Genomic DNA, 17,948 nt, shown 5'->3' with positions numbered 1-17,948 from the left:
CACGGCCCGGACAGTATCGACGGCCAAGCGTGAGGAACCCTGAGGGGTCAAGCGTGAGGAGCCCGGTAAACCGTTCTCGTCGTTCAGGATTCCGCCCGAAGTTGATGGTGTCGGCCCAGTGGCCGGTTCAGCCAAGTTGGTGAGGAACCCGTAAGGGTCAAGCCGATGAGGAGCCGAACCGATACCCACATGCCCGCCTGACCGGGTTCCTCATTCTCTGTGCGCCAACTGTGCGCCATTCACCCTGATAGGGGTCTATTTCTCATGAATATCAAAGAGCAGCACGCCGCTGCAGTAAAGATCGCGCAGGACATCATCGATACCGCGAAAAGTGAAGGCCGTAGCCTCACCCCCGGCGAAAAGAAGAAGTCGAGGAACGCGCTCGACGAAGCCCACGAACTCGAAGCGAAGATGGAACGGGCAGCGGAGGGAGAGGCGTTGCTGAAGTCGTTCAGCACCTTCACTCCCGCGCAGGAAATCATCATGAACGGTGCAGTCGGCAGTTTCGGTGACGGTTACCTCGGACTGTCCGGGCCGGCATCGAAAGCACTCTCGATCCAGGTCGCCCAGACAATGCACAACCCGAACGGTTCCAAGGGTGTCACCGCGGTCGGTTCGTCTCTCACTGAGATCCCTATTCTGCCGAACGACCCGGTCTCGATGGGCAGGGTCGCGCAGAGTTTCCTGGAGCTGATTCCCGCCGAGGCCTCAGCTACGCCGGCATGGAAATTCCTTCGCCAGACCGTTCGTACGAACTCCGCGGCGCCAGTCGCCGCAGGGGCGGTCAAACCGACCAGCGTGTACACCTGGGGCCACGTCGACGCGGCGTTGCATGTCATAGCGCACCTGTCCGAACCCATCGACAAGTTCATGCTCGAAGATGCTTCTGCGCTGGAGTCGTGGGTATCGGGTGAACTGTTGTACGGAATCCGGGTCGCCGTCGAGAATCAGGTCCTGAACGGGTCCGGCACTGCTCCCGCTCTTCGCGGTCTACTGAACACGTCCGGAATTCTGGTCCAAGCCTTCGTGACCAACGTGTTGACCACGACACGAAAGGCGATCACTGCGCTGGAGGTATCCGGTCAGACCCCCGGAGCGTTCGTGGTCTCGCCCACCGACTGGGAACTGCTCGAATTATCTTCTGCGACAGTGGGTTCTACGGACTTCAATGGGCTTCCTGTGGATCGTGCCACGCAGCGACTGTGGGGTGTGCCGGTGGCTATCTCCACGGTGTTGCCCGAAGCGACTGGTTTCCTGCTCGACCTGTCGAGTCTGAAGCTTCGCACCGACACATCGGGCGTCAAGGTGGCGTGGTCGGAGAACGTGTCCGACGACTTCACCAAGAACCAGGTTCGTGCCCGTTGCGAGGGTCGCTTCGAGCTCGAGGTTCGTCAGCCGATGGGAGTCGTGAAGCTCGCTACGGCGGCCGCATAGACTTCGACGTCAAGCTCACCCCGTACCGGCTTTCCTTGAGATTCACCGGGCGCCGGGGAGGTATGGGCGGCGAGCGAACCGGTCCCTTTGAGATTGCTGCGTCCTTCGGGGTGCGCCTCCTCCTTCCGCCGGTAGCAGTGACCCGTCCAGCGTCGATACGGAATCCCCCCGCAGCCCGTGGAACGGCAGCGGGGGGTTCTCCGGTTTGAAACCGGAAAAGCGGATTCGAGGGGGACGGACCCACACGTTGTAGGTCCTCTCGTCCGCAGAGCGTCCGCAGCGCATCAGTCTCGGACACCGCCGAATAGGCACCAATAAACCCAAGAGGCCCTGTTCAGAGGCCCTTGCCAACCCCAGTCAACCTCAGTAAACCCGCAGCACTGAGTTCAGGTTCAACGTCTGAATCTTTCGTCGGTACGACAACACTCGATCCGGCCCGAATTTACGCCCCTGTTGTGCGTCGTACCGACCTTGCAGCGCACAACGCGGGGGTAAATCGCGGTGGTGCGCGGCCAACGGCGCCGCGCTGAATCCCAAACCCCGATCTCAGAACACAAGATCCGAACCGATGTGCAACTCGGTCCACTCGATCGGCCGAGCTGTCGCCACGGCTGTCAGGCGGTCTGCGTCGACGAGATCGGGCATGGTCAACCCGGTGACCTCCGCGATGTCTTCGACCGGGACCTGGTAGGTCCGATACGCGCCGAGCGGTGGGATTCCCTGAGCGAACACGTTCTGGTTCAGGATCCGATCGAGAGACTCCGGCTGGTCGAGGACGTAGCCGGTCGGTCCAAGCGAATCTTCCTGCATCCACGCCGCGATCTTGAAGAACCGACGCGGGATCGCGATGTCGCGGTAGACCGGATCCTCGTCGTCGAAGATGCAGCCCGTGAACACCGACAGCGACCTGCCGTACTGTCGAGCCAGAGCATCTTCGATTGGTTCAGCTCCGCTGTCTGCGGCGCACCGACGGTGTAGTGGAAGGTGTCCCGATTAGCCTGTTCTGCAACAGAAATCGGGCCCCAGACGGGATCGCTTCGCCGAACGAGATGGCCTCGGTCGATGTCGTTGTTCGAGTACAGTTCCGGCCCGGCCTGCTGGTTGCGCGGGAGTCGGTTGTCGAGTTGCCAATTGTCGCTTCGCTTGAGGTCGCGAAGCTTCGAGCCATCGATGTTGACCGCGGTGACCGCAGCGATTCTGCGGGCGGTATCCATCGAGACTCAGCGCTACTTCTTCCCCCGCAACCGCTTTTCGAGCGGCGTCGGGAAGCTCGGGACGACCGCGGCACCGTCGAGCAGATCGGTGATTCGGCCCGCTTCGGCGGTGACATCAGCAGCCTGAGCCCCGATGTCCTCGAGCAATTCCGTGGCCACCTCTCCGGCGGGAGTGACGGCCCAGCCGCCGACGATGCGGCCGTCCGCCCAGATCGTCGGGCCGATGTTGCCGAAGGTGTCGAACAGTGGCGCCTTGTGCTCGCCGAGGTACCAGCTACGGTGCTTCCATCCCATCGGCGTCGGATCCAACGCCGGCAACAGCATGACACCGGATGCGACTCCCGAAATATCAGTGTCGGCCAACATGATTCCGTCGCCTTCGGTCAATTCCACGTCGACGATATCGATCGCCGCGAGCGCCGTGCGAGTCTGAGTCTTGTTCCACCCGGTCCACCACTGGACGTCGTCGACGGTCGCTGGCCCGAACACGTCGAGCCAGCGGCGCACAAGCTCCGTGCGTGCTTCGGCTTCGTCCATCATCGGAATTCCGTCGGGCCACCACTCTTCGATCGGCGCCCACGCGTGGCGTCGGGAAGTCCAGGCCCCGCGCGGTTCGACGCGGACCAGCTTCCCCTCCGCTGCCATCATCACCAGCACCTCCGACGTGACGTAACGCTTGACGTCGTACGCCTTGTCGGTCGTCGGGAGAAGAGCCGTCTTGAGTAACGGAACCGCCGCGGAAAGTTCTGCACCTGTAGCTATCCCGACGGACCGCAACTGCGCGTCCGTCTCCTTTTCCACGGCCGCGAGCCACTTTTCGACGTTCTCGACCACCGGCTCGGTCGGAAGCGTCGACACCTGCTTCTTCAACCGTGCGCGCATCGTTTTCGCGACGCCGAGACTGGCCGCAGCGTGCACGACCGGTACATCGTCGTGCGCAAGGACGAACAGTGTGCGGCGCATCGCCATGAGTCGCACGAGCGAGCGACGGTCGTACATTGCGTCACGTACGTCCTCGACGGTCGACGACCGGGCTCGCGCAAGAACCGAGAGATACACCGTCGCCGGATCGGTTGCGTGTAGCGCCAACACGGACGAGACGACGTCCTCCGGCGATGTGGCGTCCGCGAACTGACGTGTCACGAGACGAGCTCGGCGTTGGGCATCGGTGATCTTCACGCACTCATTGTGACGGCAACTTCTGGCGGGCGACGGGAGTAAAGTGAAACGATCAGCCAGGTGAGTTCCGAATCCATCTCTGCCGAGCGGCGCAAGGATCTCGTGCGTCTGCGACGCGTGCGGGACCGGATGGATCGCGAGTATGCGCAGCCTCTCGATGTCGAGGCTCTTGCCCGCGGCGTGAACGTCTCCGCTGGCTACCTCAGCCGACAGTTCAAGCTGGCCTACGGCGAGTCGCCCTACTCCTATCTGATGACGAGGCGGATCGAGCGGGCGATGGCACTGCTGCGGCGTGGCGATCTCAGCGTCACCGACGTGTGCTTCGAGGTCGGATGCTCCTCGCTCGGCACGTTCAGCACACGTTTCACCGAACTGGTCGGAATGCCGCCGAGCACCTACAAGAAGCTGTCGTCGGACGAGGCCGCGGGAATCCCGTCGTGCGTCGCCAAGCAGGTGACCAGACCGATCAGGAATCGAGACCCGAGGCCGTCAGCGCCGCATCGACCTGATCGGCGCGACGTGGGAAGGGGCCCTCCGGGCCAGTGGCACGGTTAAGTGCACCCCAACGCACTCAACCGTGCCAGTGTGGCGGAGCCACGAACCCATCAAACGTCGATTCCCGTCGCGTCGACCACGGATGCCCACAACGCGTCCCGCGCCTCGGGTGAGTCTTTCCGCCACGACGGGTAGTGGGTGGGTCGCACGGCACGGTCGTGCCAGAACTTCCCGGTGCTGGTCAGCGCCTCGTCCCCGGATACGAGCCAGACGACGGTGTCGGCTCCCTCCCTGGCGGTACGAAGAATGGGCTTCATCAGGCTGCCGAAGACCGGGCTCGACTCGGTGACGCCGGGCGTCGCGGCCCATCCGGGGTGCATGCTGTGCACTACCGGGTCGTGCTCGCCGACCAGCCGCTCGGCGAGTTGTTCGGCCACGACCACCTGCATTCGCTTCGTCCGTGCATAGGCAGTGTGGCCCGAGTACTTTCCGGAGGCGTATTCGAAATCCTGCGTCGTCAACGGTGCCGTGTACATTCCGGCGCTCGACACGAAAATGACTCGAGATCCGGCGTCGAACAGTTCCCTGAGCCCGACCGTCATCGCGACTGGCCCCAGCACATGCGTCGCGAACGCCATTTCGTGATTTTGCGCCGTCGCGATGCGCTTGTTCGGCATGACTCCAGCGCAATGCACAACGGCGTGTAGGCCGGTCAACTCGGAGGTGAGAGCGTTGACGAATTCGGCCACGGAATCGAGATCACTGACATCACAACGATGTACGACGACCGGTCCGACGGCAGCAGCATGAATCTCGCCGGCGGATTTTTCCAACCTCTCACGGGAACGTCCGACGATATGGACGCGAGCCCCCAGTTTCGCCAGCGACATTGCGGTCGCGGCCCCGAGCCCGGAACTGCCTCCGGTAACGACGACGTCGATCGGTTCGGCAAACGGTGCTGGGTCGGCGCCCCAGAACTGGCTACGCACGAACGAACCGATGCGCGAGTAGCCAGGAACGACAGCTCGGTCGAGAAGGGTATCGAGGATGCTCTTCACGGAGGTCATGAGTCCTTGATACCCGCTCATGCCATCATGCATGTATGGCGCTTTCCGAGGCAGCACTCGAGACCCTCGCGACACTACCCACCCACCGGCGCCAGAGCTTCCAACTGAGACTCGAACAGTGGTGGCCTGACCTCCACGATGCCGTCACTGCGCTCTACGGCAATCCCGACGACGTCGCGGCCCGACTCGTCGAGGTGGCTGCCCGTGGCTTCGCTGACCGTTCGGACGAACTTCACCTCCTGGATCAACGTCGGCTGCTGGCGCCCGACTGGTTCCAACGACCGGACATGTTCGGATACGCCTGCTACGTCGATCGCTACGGAACGACGCTGAAGGGGCTCGGTGAGCGGCTCGATCACCTCACCGATCTGGGCGTCACCTACCTGCACCTGATGCCTCTGCTGAAGCCGCGACCGGGGGACAACGACGGCGGGTACGCGGTGATGGACTTCGGGGTCGTGCGTCCTGACTTGGGCACCACCGATGATCTGCGCGACCTGGCGACTTCCCTGCGGGAACGTGGCATCAGTCCTGTTGTCGACCTTGTGCTCAATCATGTTGCACGCGAACATGAATGGGCGGTCAAAGCTCGCAGTGGAGATCCGAGGTACCGGGACTACTTCCACATCTACCCCGATCGTGAGACTCCCGATTCGTTCGAGCGCACCCTCCCCGAGGTGTTCCCGGACTTTGCGCCTGGCAGCTTCTCCTTGGACCCCGAGTTGGACGAATGGGTATGGACCACGTTCAACGAATGGCAGTGGGACCTGGACTGGTCGAACCCCGACGTGCTCCTCGAATTTGCCGGCATAGTCATGCATCTGGCAAATCTGGGAATCGAGGTGCTGCGGCTCGACGCCATCGCGTTCCTGTGGAAGAGGCTCGGAACGAACTGTCAGAACCAGCCCGAGGTGCATGCGATCACGCAGGCGTTGCGCACCACGTGTCGTCTGGCTGCGCCGGCCACACTCTTCAAGGCCGAGGCGATAGTCGGCCCACGAGATCTGATGCCGTACTTGGGGATAGGTCGGCACACAGGGCGGGTGTCCGACATCGCCTATCACAACAGTTTGATGGTGCAGATATGGTCGATGCTGGCTTCGGGCAGCACGGATCTGGCGCGTCACGCGCTGGCGGCACTGCCACCGACACCGCCCAGCGGGACGTGGGTGACGTACGTGCGTTGTCACGATGACATCGGGTGGGCGATCGACGACGGTGACGCCGCAGCACGCGGCATCACCGGGGTGGGACACCGACATTTCCTGGCGGACTGGTACTCGGGAGAATTCGACGGTTCCTGGTCGGAAGGTCTTGTATTCCAATACAATCCAGAAACAGGGGATCGTCGGATCAGCGGTACCGCCGCCGCGTTGAGCGGGCTCGGCCCGTCGAGGAAGGATCCCGACGGCGGGTTCGCGCGACTCTTCCTGGCGCACGCGGTTGTCGCGGCATGGGGCGGAATTCCCGTCGTGTGGAGCGGCGACGAAATCGGCTCGCCGGGAGACCCCGACTGGGCGAGCGAACCGGGCCACGAGAACGACAATCGCTGGGTTCATCGCCCCCGCGTCACCGATGAAGACCGCGCGCGACGGTTCGAGCAGGGGAGCGACGCGCAACGAGTGTTCGACGGGATTGCGCACATCGCCCGCGTGCGGAAGGGCCTCGCGATGCTGCACTCGGAGGCGCCCGTAGCGGTCCTCGCCGATTCCGACGACGGACTGTTGGTGCTGCAGCGCCGCCACCCGAGCGGAACGTTCGTCGGCGTCTTCAACGTCACCGGACACGATCGCCCGTTCCCGCACGCGCAGCTGTACGAGCTCGGCCTGACCGATCCGACCGAGGTGCTCACCGGACACGACCTGTCGCAGCGCGACGGGATCGTGTGGGTCCCGCCGTACGCGGCTCTGTGGATCGTGTGAAAGTCACAATCGAGCATCGACGTTATTTCCCTGTTACCCTGCCTCCCGAAGGTCGGTTCGATTCGACGATAGGGATTGTTTGATGTTTTCTCGTGCCCGCAGCTTGACGCTGGGACTCGTGACCGTGTTGATCGCAGCGCTCGGAGCCATTTTCGTTGGCACTGGCGTCGCGCAAGCGGACTCGGCTCTGGTCTATGTCCACTCGGATGCGATGAACAAGGACATCCCGGTCAAGGTCTTGAAGGCCGCCGGTGGTGGCCCCGCGCCCACGATCTACCTGCTCGACGGTTTGCGCGCGCCGGACAACAACAACGGCTGGCTCATCGAGACCGATGTCGAGCAGTTCTTCGCCGACAAGCACGTCAACGTGGTCATCCCTTACGGCGGCGGCGGAACGTTCTACACCGACTGGGAGCGCCCCGACCCCAAGCTCGGTGTCGTGAAGTGGGAAACCTTCCTCACTCAGGAACTGCCTCCGGTCATGGCCGACCAGTTCGGCAGTGACGGCGTCAACAACGCCATTGCGGGTCTGTCCATGAGCGGCACCTCGGCGCTCAATCTTGCAGCCCATCACCCCGACTTCTACACGGCAGTCGCGTCGTTCAGCGGCTACCCGACGGCCAGCAGCCCCGGATACGCCCAGGGCATTCAGGTCTCGGTCGGCGAAATGGGCGGAAACGCCCGCAACATGTGGGGCGCGTGGCCGTCGGCTTCCTGGTTCGCCAACGATCCGGTGTTGAATGTCGGCGCGCTCCGCAACACCTCCGTCTTCGTCTCCGCAGGTACGGGCTCGCCATCGACCGACCCGACCGTCAACCCGGTCAGCGCCAGCTTCGACCCGGTCAAGTTCGCTCAGATGGTCCCGCTGGAAACCGCCTCCGGTCTCAGCAGCACCACCTACGTGACGGCCCTGCGTGCAGCCGGAGTCAACCCGCAGGTTCGCATCACCGGCACCGGAACGCACTGGTGGAACTTCTGGGAAGCGCACCTGCACGACGCATGGTTCTCCACCTTCGCACCAGCGTTCGGCCAGTAACCGGTTCCGATTTCTGCACGAATGGCACGATGCAACGCCTCAGGCTTAGCACCGTGCCATTCGTCTGTCGTGACCTCCCTGTGTCGGGCCGCGTCGGCGGCTAGGGTCGAGAGCCATGACGGCTCCGAAGATCGACATGGATTACACAGTTCTCGACTGCCCCGATCCGGCGGCGCTGATGGACTTCTACCGGCAAGTGCTCGGCTGGGAGATCGCCCGTTCGGACGGCGACTGGGCGGTGCTGCAGGGCCCTGGGGAGTTGCGCCTTGCATTCCAGCGGGCCACTGACTTCGTTCCGATCGAGTGGCCCGCGCACGGCGTCAAGATCCACCTCGATTTCGTCGTCGACGACATGGAGTCGACCGAGCAATACGTCCTCGGGATCGGCGCGAGAAAGATCGAAGGCAACGAGAACCATCCGGGTTTCGCTGTGTTCCGCGATCCGGTCGGCCACTTGTTCTGCCTATGTCGGCGCGACTGACTATTATTCGCACATGGCATCGGACAACAGCTTCCTGGTCGAACGCTCGACGGTGATCCATGCATCGCCGGAGAAGATTCACTCGTTGCTGGAGAACTTCCAGAAGTGGCGGAGTTGGTCGCCGTGGGAAGACATCGATCCCGATATGAAGCGCACCTACACCGGTCCGGACTCAGGCGTCGGTGCGTCGTACGCCTGGTCCGGCAATCGGAAGGCCGGTGCTGGCAGCATGGTCGTCACCGATTCGAAGCCGGGCCAGATCGTCGTACTGGATCTGGTGTTCACCAAGCCGTTCAAAGCTCAGAACGTCATCACGTTCACGATCGATCCGGGGCCGAACGGTTCCGAGGTCACCTGGGCGATGACTGGGAAGAGCAATTTGCTGTTCCGACTCGTCGGCAAGGTCTATTCGATGGACAAGATGGTCGGCAAAGACTTCGAGAAGGGCCTCGCCCAATTGAAGGTCGAGGCAGAGAAGGCCTGATCAGGCCGCAAGTTCGTAGCTTCCGACGGTGGCATTCACTTGCAGCCACTGAGCCAGGATCTGGCAGCCAGTCAGTCCGCTCGAGTCGAGCGGCTCGCTCGCGTAGGCGATATGCCGGTCCCCGGCCGGGTTGGACACTCGGTAGCTCCGCCACGTCAGTGAGCTCGGGAGATACCCGGCCAGCTCCCTCGCCGCAACGCGCAGGCGTCGCGCATCACGAACCCACTGCCGCGGTGACAGGCGAGTTTTCGCGGCGTTCTGGAAGCTGTTGGTGCGGGCGAGTTCCCAAAGGTGATGTCGCCACAGTGTCGTCGTTCGAAACGACATCCACCGGGTGAGGTCTGCGATGTCCCGGATGAAGCTGTCGTCACTGGCGTTGCAGATCATGTCGTGCGGGTGCCCGATCCACATCACCTGGACTGCATCGGGCCACGCCGGTCCGATGCCCGCGACGCCTCGGCCCTGGCATGCGGCCACGGCGCCCGCAGGTTGCTGCGGATCAGAGATCAGCCCGGCGGCGATCACCGAAGGCGCAGTCAGTTCACCCGACGCCATCAGGCCGAGCACTTCGCGGACGACCGAGCTTCCCTGCGAATATCCGATCAGAGCAATCGGACCTTCGGTGTCGCGGACTGCAGCGATCAATCGTCGGACCCCCACCTGCGTGCTCTGTCGATAACTGAGGCCACCCGCCGCGACCGGACCGTACGACGCTGGGTAGCCGATCCACCGGCTAGTGAATCGTGGGTCGAGCGCATCGGTCGCATGGCGCAGCAGGCCGGTCACTTCGGTCCGATGGTCGTCCGGGTGGGACTCACCTGTGCCACCGACCGCCAGAACCGTCATGTGCGTCATATACACACTGTGAATGATCATCCTGAGACGCGTGCCCGGTCGACCCTGAGAAGACTCTGGCAATCAGGGCAGGCGCGAGAACGCGTGCGCGACGTCGTCCACTGCGCCGCTCAGTAGCGTCTCGTACACATCGGGATCGTCCATCGCAGACTCCGAGGACGTCACGCTCAGTGTCACGGCGTCGCCGATTCCGTGGACTCCGTGGGTGAGCCCCATGACCGGGGAGAGCGCTGGGAATCCGGCGGTGAATCGAACCCGACCGCCGCCGAGGTGAAGGTCGTCGTCACCGCGCGCCACGCTCGACACGACGGTGTTTCCGGTGACCGTATCCGGAACAGCGGTCACGTCGAACTGACGGATACCCCAGTGCAGCAAAATTGCGGGCACCATTTCTGTTGCCAGACTCTGCGCCTCCATCGCCGGGTGTTCGGCTCGGGCTCGTCGATCCGACAGCGCTACTGCAATCGCACGAGCGCGGCTGGGGAGATCCTCGATCATCGGAAGAAGGTCGACGCCGGCGTTGCGAAAATGGTTGCGTGCTCGTCGCGGACCGGGTTTGGCGAGGGTGATCTCCGCGCCGAGACCTGCCGGCACCTCGTCGCCGTGCAGGGCCAGATATCGGGAGAGGGCAAGAGAGATCGCGGTGGATGCACCCACCGTGACACTGATTCCCGACGCGGTGAGCTCGGATCTGTCACGTACGACGCACCGCACCGAGGTGAGGCCCGACGGGGCAACGTTCACGCGGGTCAGTCGTCGGCCAGGCGCTTGCGGAGCTACCGCTCCAGAATCCGTGTCGGCGACGAGGGCGTGTTCCAATTCCTGTGCGCGAGTCGATCTTCGGATGAGCTCGCGGATTCGAAACAGTCCCCGATCGACCGTCTCGGTCGCACGCTCTCGGCGATCACCGAACAACCGACGGGCGAGGGCGGAGGCGATGCGGCCGTCGCCCAACGCGTGTGAAAGCTGAAGTACAGCAACCAAAGCGGGCCCGTCGCATCGTGGAGACTCGGTGACGTGATCGAAAAGGTGTAGGCGCCAGACTGTTTCGTGTTGATCGAGCTGCCGGGAAAACAGCTCGGCGACCCTGCTCGTGCAGTAATTCCAGCTGCCCGGGCTGGCGTGCACGAGGATATGGCCGTCGTCGATTGGAGTGGACTCGAGACGTGGATAGCCCAGCGTCAGTGGCGCGTCGACTATTCGCAGACTCAGTTCCTCGACCCTGCGTGCGTTGTCGAGTAGGCCGGCGCGCACGGACCCGGCTGTTGCGTCGGTGTCGAAGCAGTACAGCAGGAACTGATCGTTAGGGATCTTGGTGGACATCCAGTAGGTCTGAGCGTCGGTCGGATGCAAACGTCCGTGCATCGACCGAGGGTATCTCGAAGTCGATGCACGGACGGATGACGAACGTTTCGATCAGGCGACGTTGACCAACCCGACCGTCGGGAAGAAGAAGCAGCTCTTGTCGCTGCCGTCGACTGCCTTGTGGTTCACGGTGCCGAATACAGCGGCGAGGACGGTGCCGGTTCCGGTCTCGACCGGGACTGCGCGGGCGCCTGCTGCGGGAAGCGCGGACAGCGCTTCGGTCAACGGTCCGCGGATCGCATCCTTGACGAACGGCAGCACGTCCAGGTTGGCCAAGACCGAGTCGACCAGCGTGGCGGTCGCTCCGCCCATGTCGGCGAATCCGCCCTGGAAGGTATTGACGTTGAACCAGGCCACCTGCATACCGGTCTTGTCACCCGAGTCGTCGACGATTCCTGCGGGCACGAAGGCGAACATCGTCTCGCCCTTCTCCACCGCGTTCAGTGCGGGGAGTGCGATGGGCGCCGGAATCGTCAGGTTCGGCCACGGTCCGGCCGCGCCGCCTGCGACGCCGGGGACGATGCCGAGCGGAGTGCCGGGAGCTGCGGCGCAGTTGATGGCCGCCGTCGGGTAGAAGAACGGCGTGATGCCGAAGTCGGTCAGGATCTTGTTGACGGCGTCGAGCGCCGCGAGTGGATTGGCATCGGTGGCTTCCGCGACGTCGGTGCGGGTCGCTGCGATGGCCTCGGCGGCAGCCTGCGACACCGAATCCACGCCGACGGGTTCAGCCGGGGCCGGATCCGCTGCCGCAGTCGCGGGAACGGCCAGCAAGGCGGCACACGTCAGTGCAGCGAAGGGCAGGGCTACTTTCCCTGCGAAACGACTGCGCTTTCCCGCGAAACGGCTGTAGCGACGAGACATATGTGACTCCTGTGACTCATGAGATCAAAGTTACGAATGTGGTGATAGGACCACATACTCTTTCGACTTCTCAAGCCCAGGACTGCACGGTTATTCAATCGATACGTCAGCTGGCACTGATTCCGTAGTCCCGAACGATCCCGACGAGGCCCGATGCATAGCCCTGACCGATGGCCCGGAACTTCCATTCCTGGCCGCGTCGATAGAGCTCCCCGAATACCATCGCGGTCTCGGTCGACGCATCCTCGGTGAGATCGAAACGGGCGAGCTCACGTCCGTCGGACCGATCGACGACGCGGATGAATGCGTTGATCACCTGGCCGAAGTTCTGGCCCAGAACATCGGCGTCGTGGATGGAGACGGGAAAGATGATCGAATCGATCTCGGGGGACAGCGCAACCAGGTCGACGTTGATGCTCTCGTCGTCGCCCTCGCCTTCGCCCGTGCGGTTGTCGCCGGTGTGCTCGATGGCCCCGTCGGGGGATCGAAGGTTGTTGTAGAAGACGAAGAAGAGGTCGCCGGCCGACTTCTTGTCCGGTCCGAGCCCGATGGCACTGGCATCGAGGTCGAAGTCACCGCCGGTGGTACTCCGCACATCCCATCCGAGGCCGATGGACACAGAGGTGAGGTTGGGGGCTTCCTTCGACAGTGAAACGTTTCCGCCCTTGGCCAGGGTGACGCCCATGTGTTTGCTCCTTCTCTCGCGGTGTGCTCTCCAGGGTAATGGCTGAGAGAGATGTGACTGGCGGTGCTGGAGTGAATGTGGTGAAATACCGAAACCGAAAAAAGTATCAGGGCTGTCGTTGTAATTGCCGACGACACGCCGGATGCGCAATCGATGTGGGGACTCACGTGCACGTATCGCGACGAGATTTGTTCAAGTACGCCGCAGTAGGGTCGGCGGCGGCCCTTGGCCTGGCCGCAGTCAATGCCAGCGTCGCAGGCGCGGACGGACTGGGAACCCTCGTCGATTACTCCGGTGGTGTGCCCTCACCGGAGTCGATCCGCGCGGCCGGCCATCTAGGGGCCATCCGTTACGTGTCCGATCGAAGGCCAGATGCGCAATGGATGCTGGGTAAGCCGATGAAGCGCGACGAGGCGGACGCACTCACCGAGGCAGGCCTGGAAGTGGTGTCCAACTACCAGTTCGGGAAGGGTGCGACTTCGGACTGGAAGGGTGGATTCGCCGCAGGCGTCAAGCATGCCAAGCGTGGCGTGGAACTGCACCGGGCCGCAGGTGGGCCGGAGGGCCGCCCGATCTACGTATCCATCGACGACAACCCGACGGCAGTGCAGTTCGCGACCATGATCGCGCCGTACATCCTCGGCTGGGAGTCCGTCGTCGGACCGGAGAACACCGGGATCTACGCGAATTCTCCGACCATCGAACTGGCGTCGATTGCGGGTCTCGGTCAGTGGTATTGGCAGCACAATTGGGGGACACCCGCGGGATATCGACACCCGAAAGCCCATCTTCATCAGGTGCAGATAGACAAGGCAAAGATCGACGGAATCGGTGTCGACATCAATGTAATTCTGAAGTCCGATTACGGACAGTGGTCGCTGGCGTGATTGTCCACGAAAGAAATCGTCACACATGACATCGACGTAATTCGAGTCGGCGTCAATTCGCTCTTTGGTGATTTCTGGATTCGGCGAGCAACAGAATCAAGGAAACGAGCGCAAGTGCGGCCACCGCTGCGGAAAAGACGACACCCGCGGTGACGAGCCCCCAGGCACTCGCAGCGGCGCCCGCGCCGATCACGGGTACCGAAATCGCGATGTAGAGCACGACGAAGAACGTCGAGGTGACCTCCGCACGCCGGTCGCCCGGTAGTTCTGCGGTCACCGACGCCATGCCTTTGCTGAACGTGACGCCCTGTCCGATACCGCACACCACGGCGGCCACGACAAGCAGGGGCAGCGAAGTCAGCAGTAGTGACAAACACAGCGCGCTCACTCCGAGAATCAGCACTACGCATCCCGCACGTAGCGCGAACTCGGCGCCGAGCCCGCGAAAGACGATCTGAGCCGTAGCCGAGGACGCGAAGGTCAGAAACACGACCACGCCACCGACGGCGTGATTGTCGATCCCGAGGACTTGCGTCATGAACCCGGGGGAGACGCCGGTGAACAGGCCGAGCACCGCGAAACCGGCGAAGCCGCCGATGGCCGCGCGAACGAAGGTGCCGCGGATGGGCGCAGGTATGGACAGTCGCTGCATGTGTGGCCGTGCACCCCGGGCGACTGCTACGGGCTCCGGCACGAAGTAGACAGCGATACCGGCGACCACCAGTAGCCCGATGTCCACGACGAACGTCAGGTGGGTCGGCTCGGGCAGGTATTGCACGAGCACTCCGGCGACGAGCGGTCCCAGCCCGAGACCACCGATGTTGGCGGCGGTTGCTATCGCGGGGGCTTTCGAGCGCCACTTGTCCGGAACGAGTTCGACGAGCGTGACTGTCGCGGTGCCGACGAAGATGCCTGCCGACAACCCGGACAGGACTCGTCCGATCAGCAGTGCGGTGAGTGAACCGGCGAAGACGAACACGAGCGCACTCGCAATGCCGAGCGCCACTCCTGCGAGCAGAAGTGGCCGTCTGCCAAGGGAATCCGACCAGCGGCCGAAAGCCAGAAGTGCCGCCAGCACACCGAGCGCGTAGGCGGCGAAGATGATCGTCACCACGAACACCGAGAAGCCGAATTCCGCCTGATAGAACGAGTACACCGGGGTGGGCATCGTCGTGCCCATCATCGCGACCGCAAAGGCGTAGGTGATCGCCACGAAGGCGAGTGGTCTGCTCACGAGCAGACCCTACTGCCTCCAAGCCGTGTGGGTCAGAGGCTATGGCTCAGAGGCAATGGGTCAGACGCAATCGGGCAGAGGTCACGGGTGGAGGGGCACTGGCTCAGGGGACGTACACGGTCCCGATCGTCGGCAGGAAACCACAGGTGCGGGACGGAGCCGCGGGATCTTCCTTCGACTGCGTGGTGATCGAGCCCGATACGACGGCGAGTACTCGGCCCGGACCGGTGTCGGCGATGGCAGACAGGGTCGCCGGGCCGTCAGGATTGATGTTGGATGCGCCCGTCAGGTCCTGTGTGCCGGTGCGGCGGTTGTCGAGGTTGAGCCACGTGACAGTCAGCGGCGCTTCTTGGGTCTGCGCGATGGGTGCGGTGCCCAGCGCAGTGAACACGAAGCCTGCCTGGCCTGCCGGCGGACCGGGAGGGGGAAGTGTTGCAGGACCGGGAACGGCGAGGGCAGTGCCGACGGAATCCGCGCTGTCCGAGATGCAGCCCTTACCGATGGTCGGGTACAGGAACTGTGCAATGACCGGTCCGTCGGAGGGAGGTAGCTCGGGGCCGCCGCCGCCGGATCCGTCGAGGAACGTGATGACCCTCTCGAGGGTGGACTTGACCGAGTCCGGCAATGCCGAGCTTTCCAGGAGTGCGCGTGCTTGGCCGAGGAGATCGGCCTGGGGAGCAGCGGCGACGTCCGTGGGACCGGCAGCCGCACCGAGGATTGCGGGAGCGAACGAGGCGAGTGCTTCGATCTGCGCGTAGTCGGGGAGCGGCTGATCAGGGGTAGGGAGGAAGAACGGAGGGAGCTCCGCGGCCGGTGGTGCTGGTTCTGCTGACGCCAGAGCCGGCGCCGTCAGCACGGCAGCCAATGCCACAGCTGCAACGGTGACGGTCCTGCGCGTTACCCCGGTACGAAGCACTTGATATTCCCCATCCTGATCGAAAAGCGGGCCGTCAATCGGTTGCTGGCTCGAGGGGTCACTCTATGTATCGGACCCAACGTTGTACAGCCGATGTCACCCTTTGCTGCAAACGGACAATAGCCTGTTACTGAAGTGAATAGTGTGGTTGGTGATGCAAATGTTATTTGTGACTATTGAGCAGCGGCCGGTTTTGATTCTGTGAACCGCTCGTTCAGCCCGATTCGGGCTTGCCTATAGGCTCGGCTGTCGATCCGCACTTTCGACTCACCACGGGAGCAGACAAACGTGAACCGCCTGGTTCGATATGCCCCGTTCCTGCTGGCCCTGTCGGTACTCGCGCGATTCGTCTGGGCCTTTGCGACGCCCAATGGAATGAACCTCGTCGACCTGCACGTCTACGTCGACGGCTCGGCAGCTCTGCTCCGCGACGATCTCTACGACTTCACATACTCGAAGGAGACGCCGGACTTTCCGCTTCCGTTCACCTACCCACCGTTCGCGGCGCTCGTGTTCTTCCCGCTGCACTATCTGCCGTTCTCGTTCGTCGGCGTGTGCTGGCAAATCGCCACGATGATCGCGCTGTTCGTCCTGATCAAGCTCAGTATCGGGCTCGTGGTCGGCGACGATGTCGCCCGTTCGTCGCGGTGGACACGAATCGTGATGCTGTGGACCGCGTTGGCACTCTGGACCGAGCCGGTGCGTACGACACTGGACTACGGGCAGGTCAACGTCTTCCTTGTACTCGGTGCCATCGTCGCGATCCGTAGTTCCAGGTGGTGGCTGGCGGGCGGGTTGATCGGATTCATCGCCGGGATCAAACTGACTCCGGCCATCACCGGCCTCTACTTCCTCGCGACCAAGCGCTGGAAGGCAGCCGCGTTCTCCGCAGTCGCCTTCGCGATCACGGTCGCTGTCAGCTACCTGGTGCTGGGCAACCAGGCGTCGACCTACTTCACGACACTGCTCGGCGACGCGGACCGAATCGGCCCGGTGGGATCGGTGTGGAACCAGTCGCTGCGCGGCGCGATGAGCCGCATCGTGGGGCGCGACGTGGACACCGGCGCTGCATGGATGGTGGCAGTGCTCGTTGTCGCTGTTCTTGCGTTCCTCGCCTGGCGGGCGCTGCGGCGCGACGATCGACTCGGAACGCTGATCATCGTCCAGCTGCTGGGGTTGTCGGTATCGCCGATCTCCTGGTCACACCACTGGGTGTGGGTGCTGCCACTGCTCGTGTGGCTGCTACACGGACCCGATCGACACCTGCTCGGCACCCGGCTCGTTGCCGGGTACTGGCTTGTCACCACGGTCGTCGGCGTTCCCTGGGTACTCAGCTTTTTCCAGGAGTCGATCTGGCTCGTATCGAGGCCGGGAGTGCTGGCCTGGCTCGGAGCCGTCGACATGCTCGGCGTCCTGTTGGTCTACGGATGGACCATCTTTCTCGGCAGGGGCAGGATCAGTCGTCGGGAAGAAGGGAATCGATCTCGTGAGCCAAACGCACGTCCTTCTGCGTGAGACCGCCCTCGGAGTGAGTCGACAACGTGAAGTGGAGTTTGCGCCACCTGATGTCGATGTCCGGATGGTGGTCGGCAGCCTCTGCAGCCGCGGCAACGCGCGAAACGAACTCGATGGCAACCGGAAACGTCGGCAACTCGACCGTCCGGGTGATCGACCTGCGGTCGAGAGTCCACTCCGGCAACCCGGTGAGAGCGTCATCGATCTCGGCGTTGGACAGTAGATTCGTCATGCAACCGATCGTGTCACCCCACGGGCAGCGCCGTGCCTGATTCTCACTCCGCAGGCTCCGCTCGCGTGCCTGATTCTCACTCCGCA

17 protein-coding genes and 1 pseudogene are annotated in these 17,948 nt (G+C 63.2%); 8 read left to right on the top strand and 10 right to left on the bottom strand.

Features of this window, described 5'->3' with window-relative positions:
* Positions 1–264 precede the first annotated feature (264 nt).
* Positions 265–1,434, top strand: coding sequence for a phage major capsid protein (locus tag ACODSO_RS13535; protein WP_489037344.1), 1,170 nt, complete (start codon positions 265–267; stop codon positions 1,432–1,434).
* 546 nt (positions 1,435–1,980) lie between these two features.
* On the opposite strand, the pseudogene ACODSO_RS13530 reads toward ACODSO_RS13535, so the two are convergent.
* Together ACODSO_RS13530 and ACODSO_RS13525 are read right to left on the bottom strand one after the other, a co-directional pair.
* Positions 1,981–2,648: pseudogene (locus tag ACODSO_RS13530) on the bottom strand (DNA/RNA non-specific endonuclease).
* A gap of 12 nt (positions 2,649–2,660) precedes the next feature.
* Positions 2,661–3,827: a winged helix DNA-binding domain-containing protein gene (locus ACODSO_RS13525; RefSeq protein ID WP_489037343.1), complete on the bottom strand. Its 1,167-nt coding sequence runs from the start codon at positions 3,825–3,827 to the stop codon at positions 2,661–2,663.
* Positions 3,828–3,956: 129 nt separating this feature from the next.
* Between ACODSO_RS13525 and ACODSO_RS13520 the strand changes: the two genes are divergently transcribed.
* Positions 3,957–4,382, top strand: coding sequence for a helix-turn-helix transcriptional regulator (locus tag ACODSO_RS13520; RefSeq protein WP_489037419.1), 426 nt, complete (start codon positions 3,957–3,959; stop codon positions 4,380–4,382).
* A gap of 50 nt (positions 4,383–4,432) precedes the next feature.
* On the opposite strand, the gene ACODSO_RS13515 is transcribed toward ACODSO_RS13520, so the two are convergent.
* Positions 4,433–5,389: an SDR family NAD(P)-dependent oxidoreductase gene (locus ACODSO_RS13515; protein WP_489037342.1), complete on the bottom strand. Its 957-nt coding sequence runs from the start codon at positions 5,387–5,389 to the stop codon at positions 4,433–4,435.
* Positions 5,390–5,424: 35 nt separating this feature from the next.
* Between ACODSO_RS13515 and ACODSO_RS13510 the strand changes: the two genes are divergently transcribed.
* The 4 genes from ACODSO_RS13510 (at position 5,425) to ACODSO_RS13495 (ending at position 9,312) form a co-directional block, all read left to right on the top strand.
* The gene (locus tag ACODSO_RS13510; protein ID WP_489037341.1) at positions 5,425–7,311 is read left to right on the top strand and encodes an alpha-amylase family protein; all 1,887 of its coding nucleotides are present in this window, start codon (positions 5,425–5,427) and stop codon (positions 7,309–7,311) included.
* Between the two features lie 82 nt (positions 7,312–7,393).
* Positions 7,394–8,347, top strand: a complete 954-nt coding sequence (locus ACODSO_RS13505) for an alpha/beta hydrolase (RefSeq protein ID WP_068381678.1) — start codon at positions 7,394–7,396, stop codon at positions 8,345–8,347.
* 115 nt (positions 8,348–8,462) lie between these two features.
* Complete coding sequence (locus ACODSO_RS13500) at positions 8,463–8,828, top strand: VOC family protein (RefSeq protein WP_489037340.1); 366 nt, start codon at positions 8,463–8,465, stop codon at positions 8,826–8,828.
* A gap of 13 nt (positions 8,829–8,841) precedes the next feature.
* On the top strand, positions 8,842–9,312 hold the full coding sequence (locus ACODSO_RS13495) for an SRPBCC family protein (protein ID WP_489037339.1): 471 nt from the start codon (positions 8,842–8,844) through the stop codon (positions 9,310–9,312).
* Here the strand turns inward: ACODSO_RS13495 and ACODSO_RS13490 are convergent, their stop codons facing one another.
* The 4 genes from ACODSO_RS13490 to ACODSO_RS13475 form a co-directional block, all read right to left on the bottom strand.
* Positions 9,313–10,167 carry a PE-PPE domain-containing protein gene (locus ACODSO_RS13490; protein WP_489037338.1) on the bottom strand — a complete coding sequence of 285 codons (855 nt, stop codon included), beginning with the start codon at positions 10,165–10,167 and terminating at the stop codon, positions 9,313–9,315. It abuts the gene before it with no gap.
* A gap of 63 nt (positions 10,168–10,230) precedes the next feature.
* Complete coding sequence (locus tag ACODSO_RS13485; protein WP_489037337.1) at positions 10,231–11,532, bottom strand: WS/DGAT domain-containing protein; 1,302 nt, start codon at positions 11,530–11,532, stop codon at positions 10,231–10,233.
* Positions 11,533–11,583: 51 nt separating this feature from the next.
* Positions 11,584–12,393, bottom strand: coding sequence for a hypothetical protein (locus ACODSO_RS13480; protein ID WP_489037336.1), 810 nt, complete (start codon positions 12,391–12,393; stop codon positions 11,584–11,586).
* 106 nt (positions 12,394–12,499) lie between these two features.
* Complete coding sequence (locus ACODSO_RS13475) at positions 12,500–13,078, bottom strand: TerD family protein (RefSeq protein ID WP_068381694.1); 579 nt, start codon at positions 13,076–13,078, stop codon at positions 12,500–12,502.
* Positions 13,079–13,245: 167 nt separating this feature from the next.
* Between ACODSO_RS13475 and ACODSO_RS13470 the strand changes: the two genes are divergently transcribed.
* Entirely contained in the window at positions 13,246–13,965 is a 720-nt protein-coding gene (locus ACODSO_RS13470; protein ID WP_489037335.1) for a DUF1906 domain-containing protein, read from the top strand.
* Between the two features lie 52 nt (positions 13,966–14,017).
* Here ACODSO_RS13470 and ACODSO_RS13465 read toward each other — a convergent pair whose 3' ends face one another.
* A complete protein-coding gene (locus tag ACODSO_RS13465) occupies positions 14,018–15,199 on the bottom strand; it encodes an MFS transporter (RefSeq protein ID WP_489037334.1) in 1,182 nt (393 codons plus the stop codon).
* Between the two features lie 103 nt (positions 15,200–15,302).
* Positions 15,303–16,115: an Rv1157c family protein gene (locus ACODSO_RS13460; protein ID WP_068381734.1), complete on the bottom strand. Its 813-nt coding sequence runs from the start codon at positions 16,113–16,115 to the stop codon at positions 15,303–15,305.
* Between the two features lie 288 nt (positions 16,116–16,403).
* Between ACODSO_RS13460 and ACODSO_RS13455 the strand changes: the two genes are divergently transcribed.
* Positions 16,404–17,630: a mannosyltransferase gene (locus tag ACODSO_RS13455; protein WP_489037333.1), complete on the top strand. Its 1,227-nt coding sequence runs from the start codon at positions 16,404–16,406 to the stop codon at positions 17,628–17,630.
* Here the strand turns inward: ACODSO_RS13455 and ACODSO_RS13450 are convergent.
* Complete coding sequence (locus ACODSO_RS13450) at positions 17,572–17,862, bottom strand: 4a-hydroxytetrahydrobiopterin dehydratase (protein ID WP_082898163.1); 291 nt, start codon at positions 17,860–17,862, stop codon at positions 17,572–17,574. The genes ACODSO_RS13455 and ACODSO_RS13450 overlap by 59 nt on opposite strands.
* Positions 17,863–17,948 lie beyond the last annotated feature (86 nt).

Source organism: Rhodococcus sp. FG69 (assembly GCF_057808915.1).
This window is presented reverse-complemented; position numbering and strand designations above follow the sequence as displayed.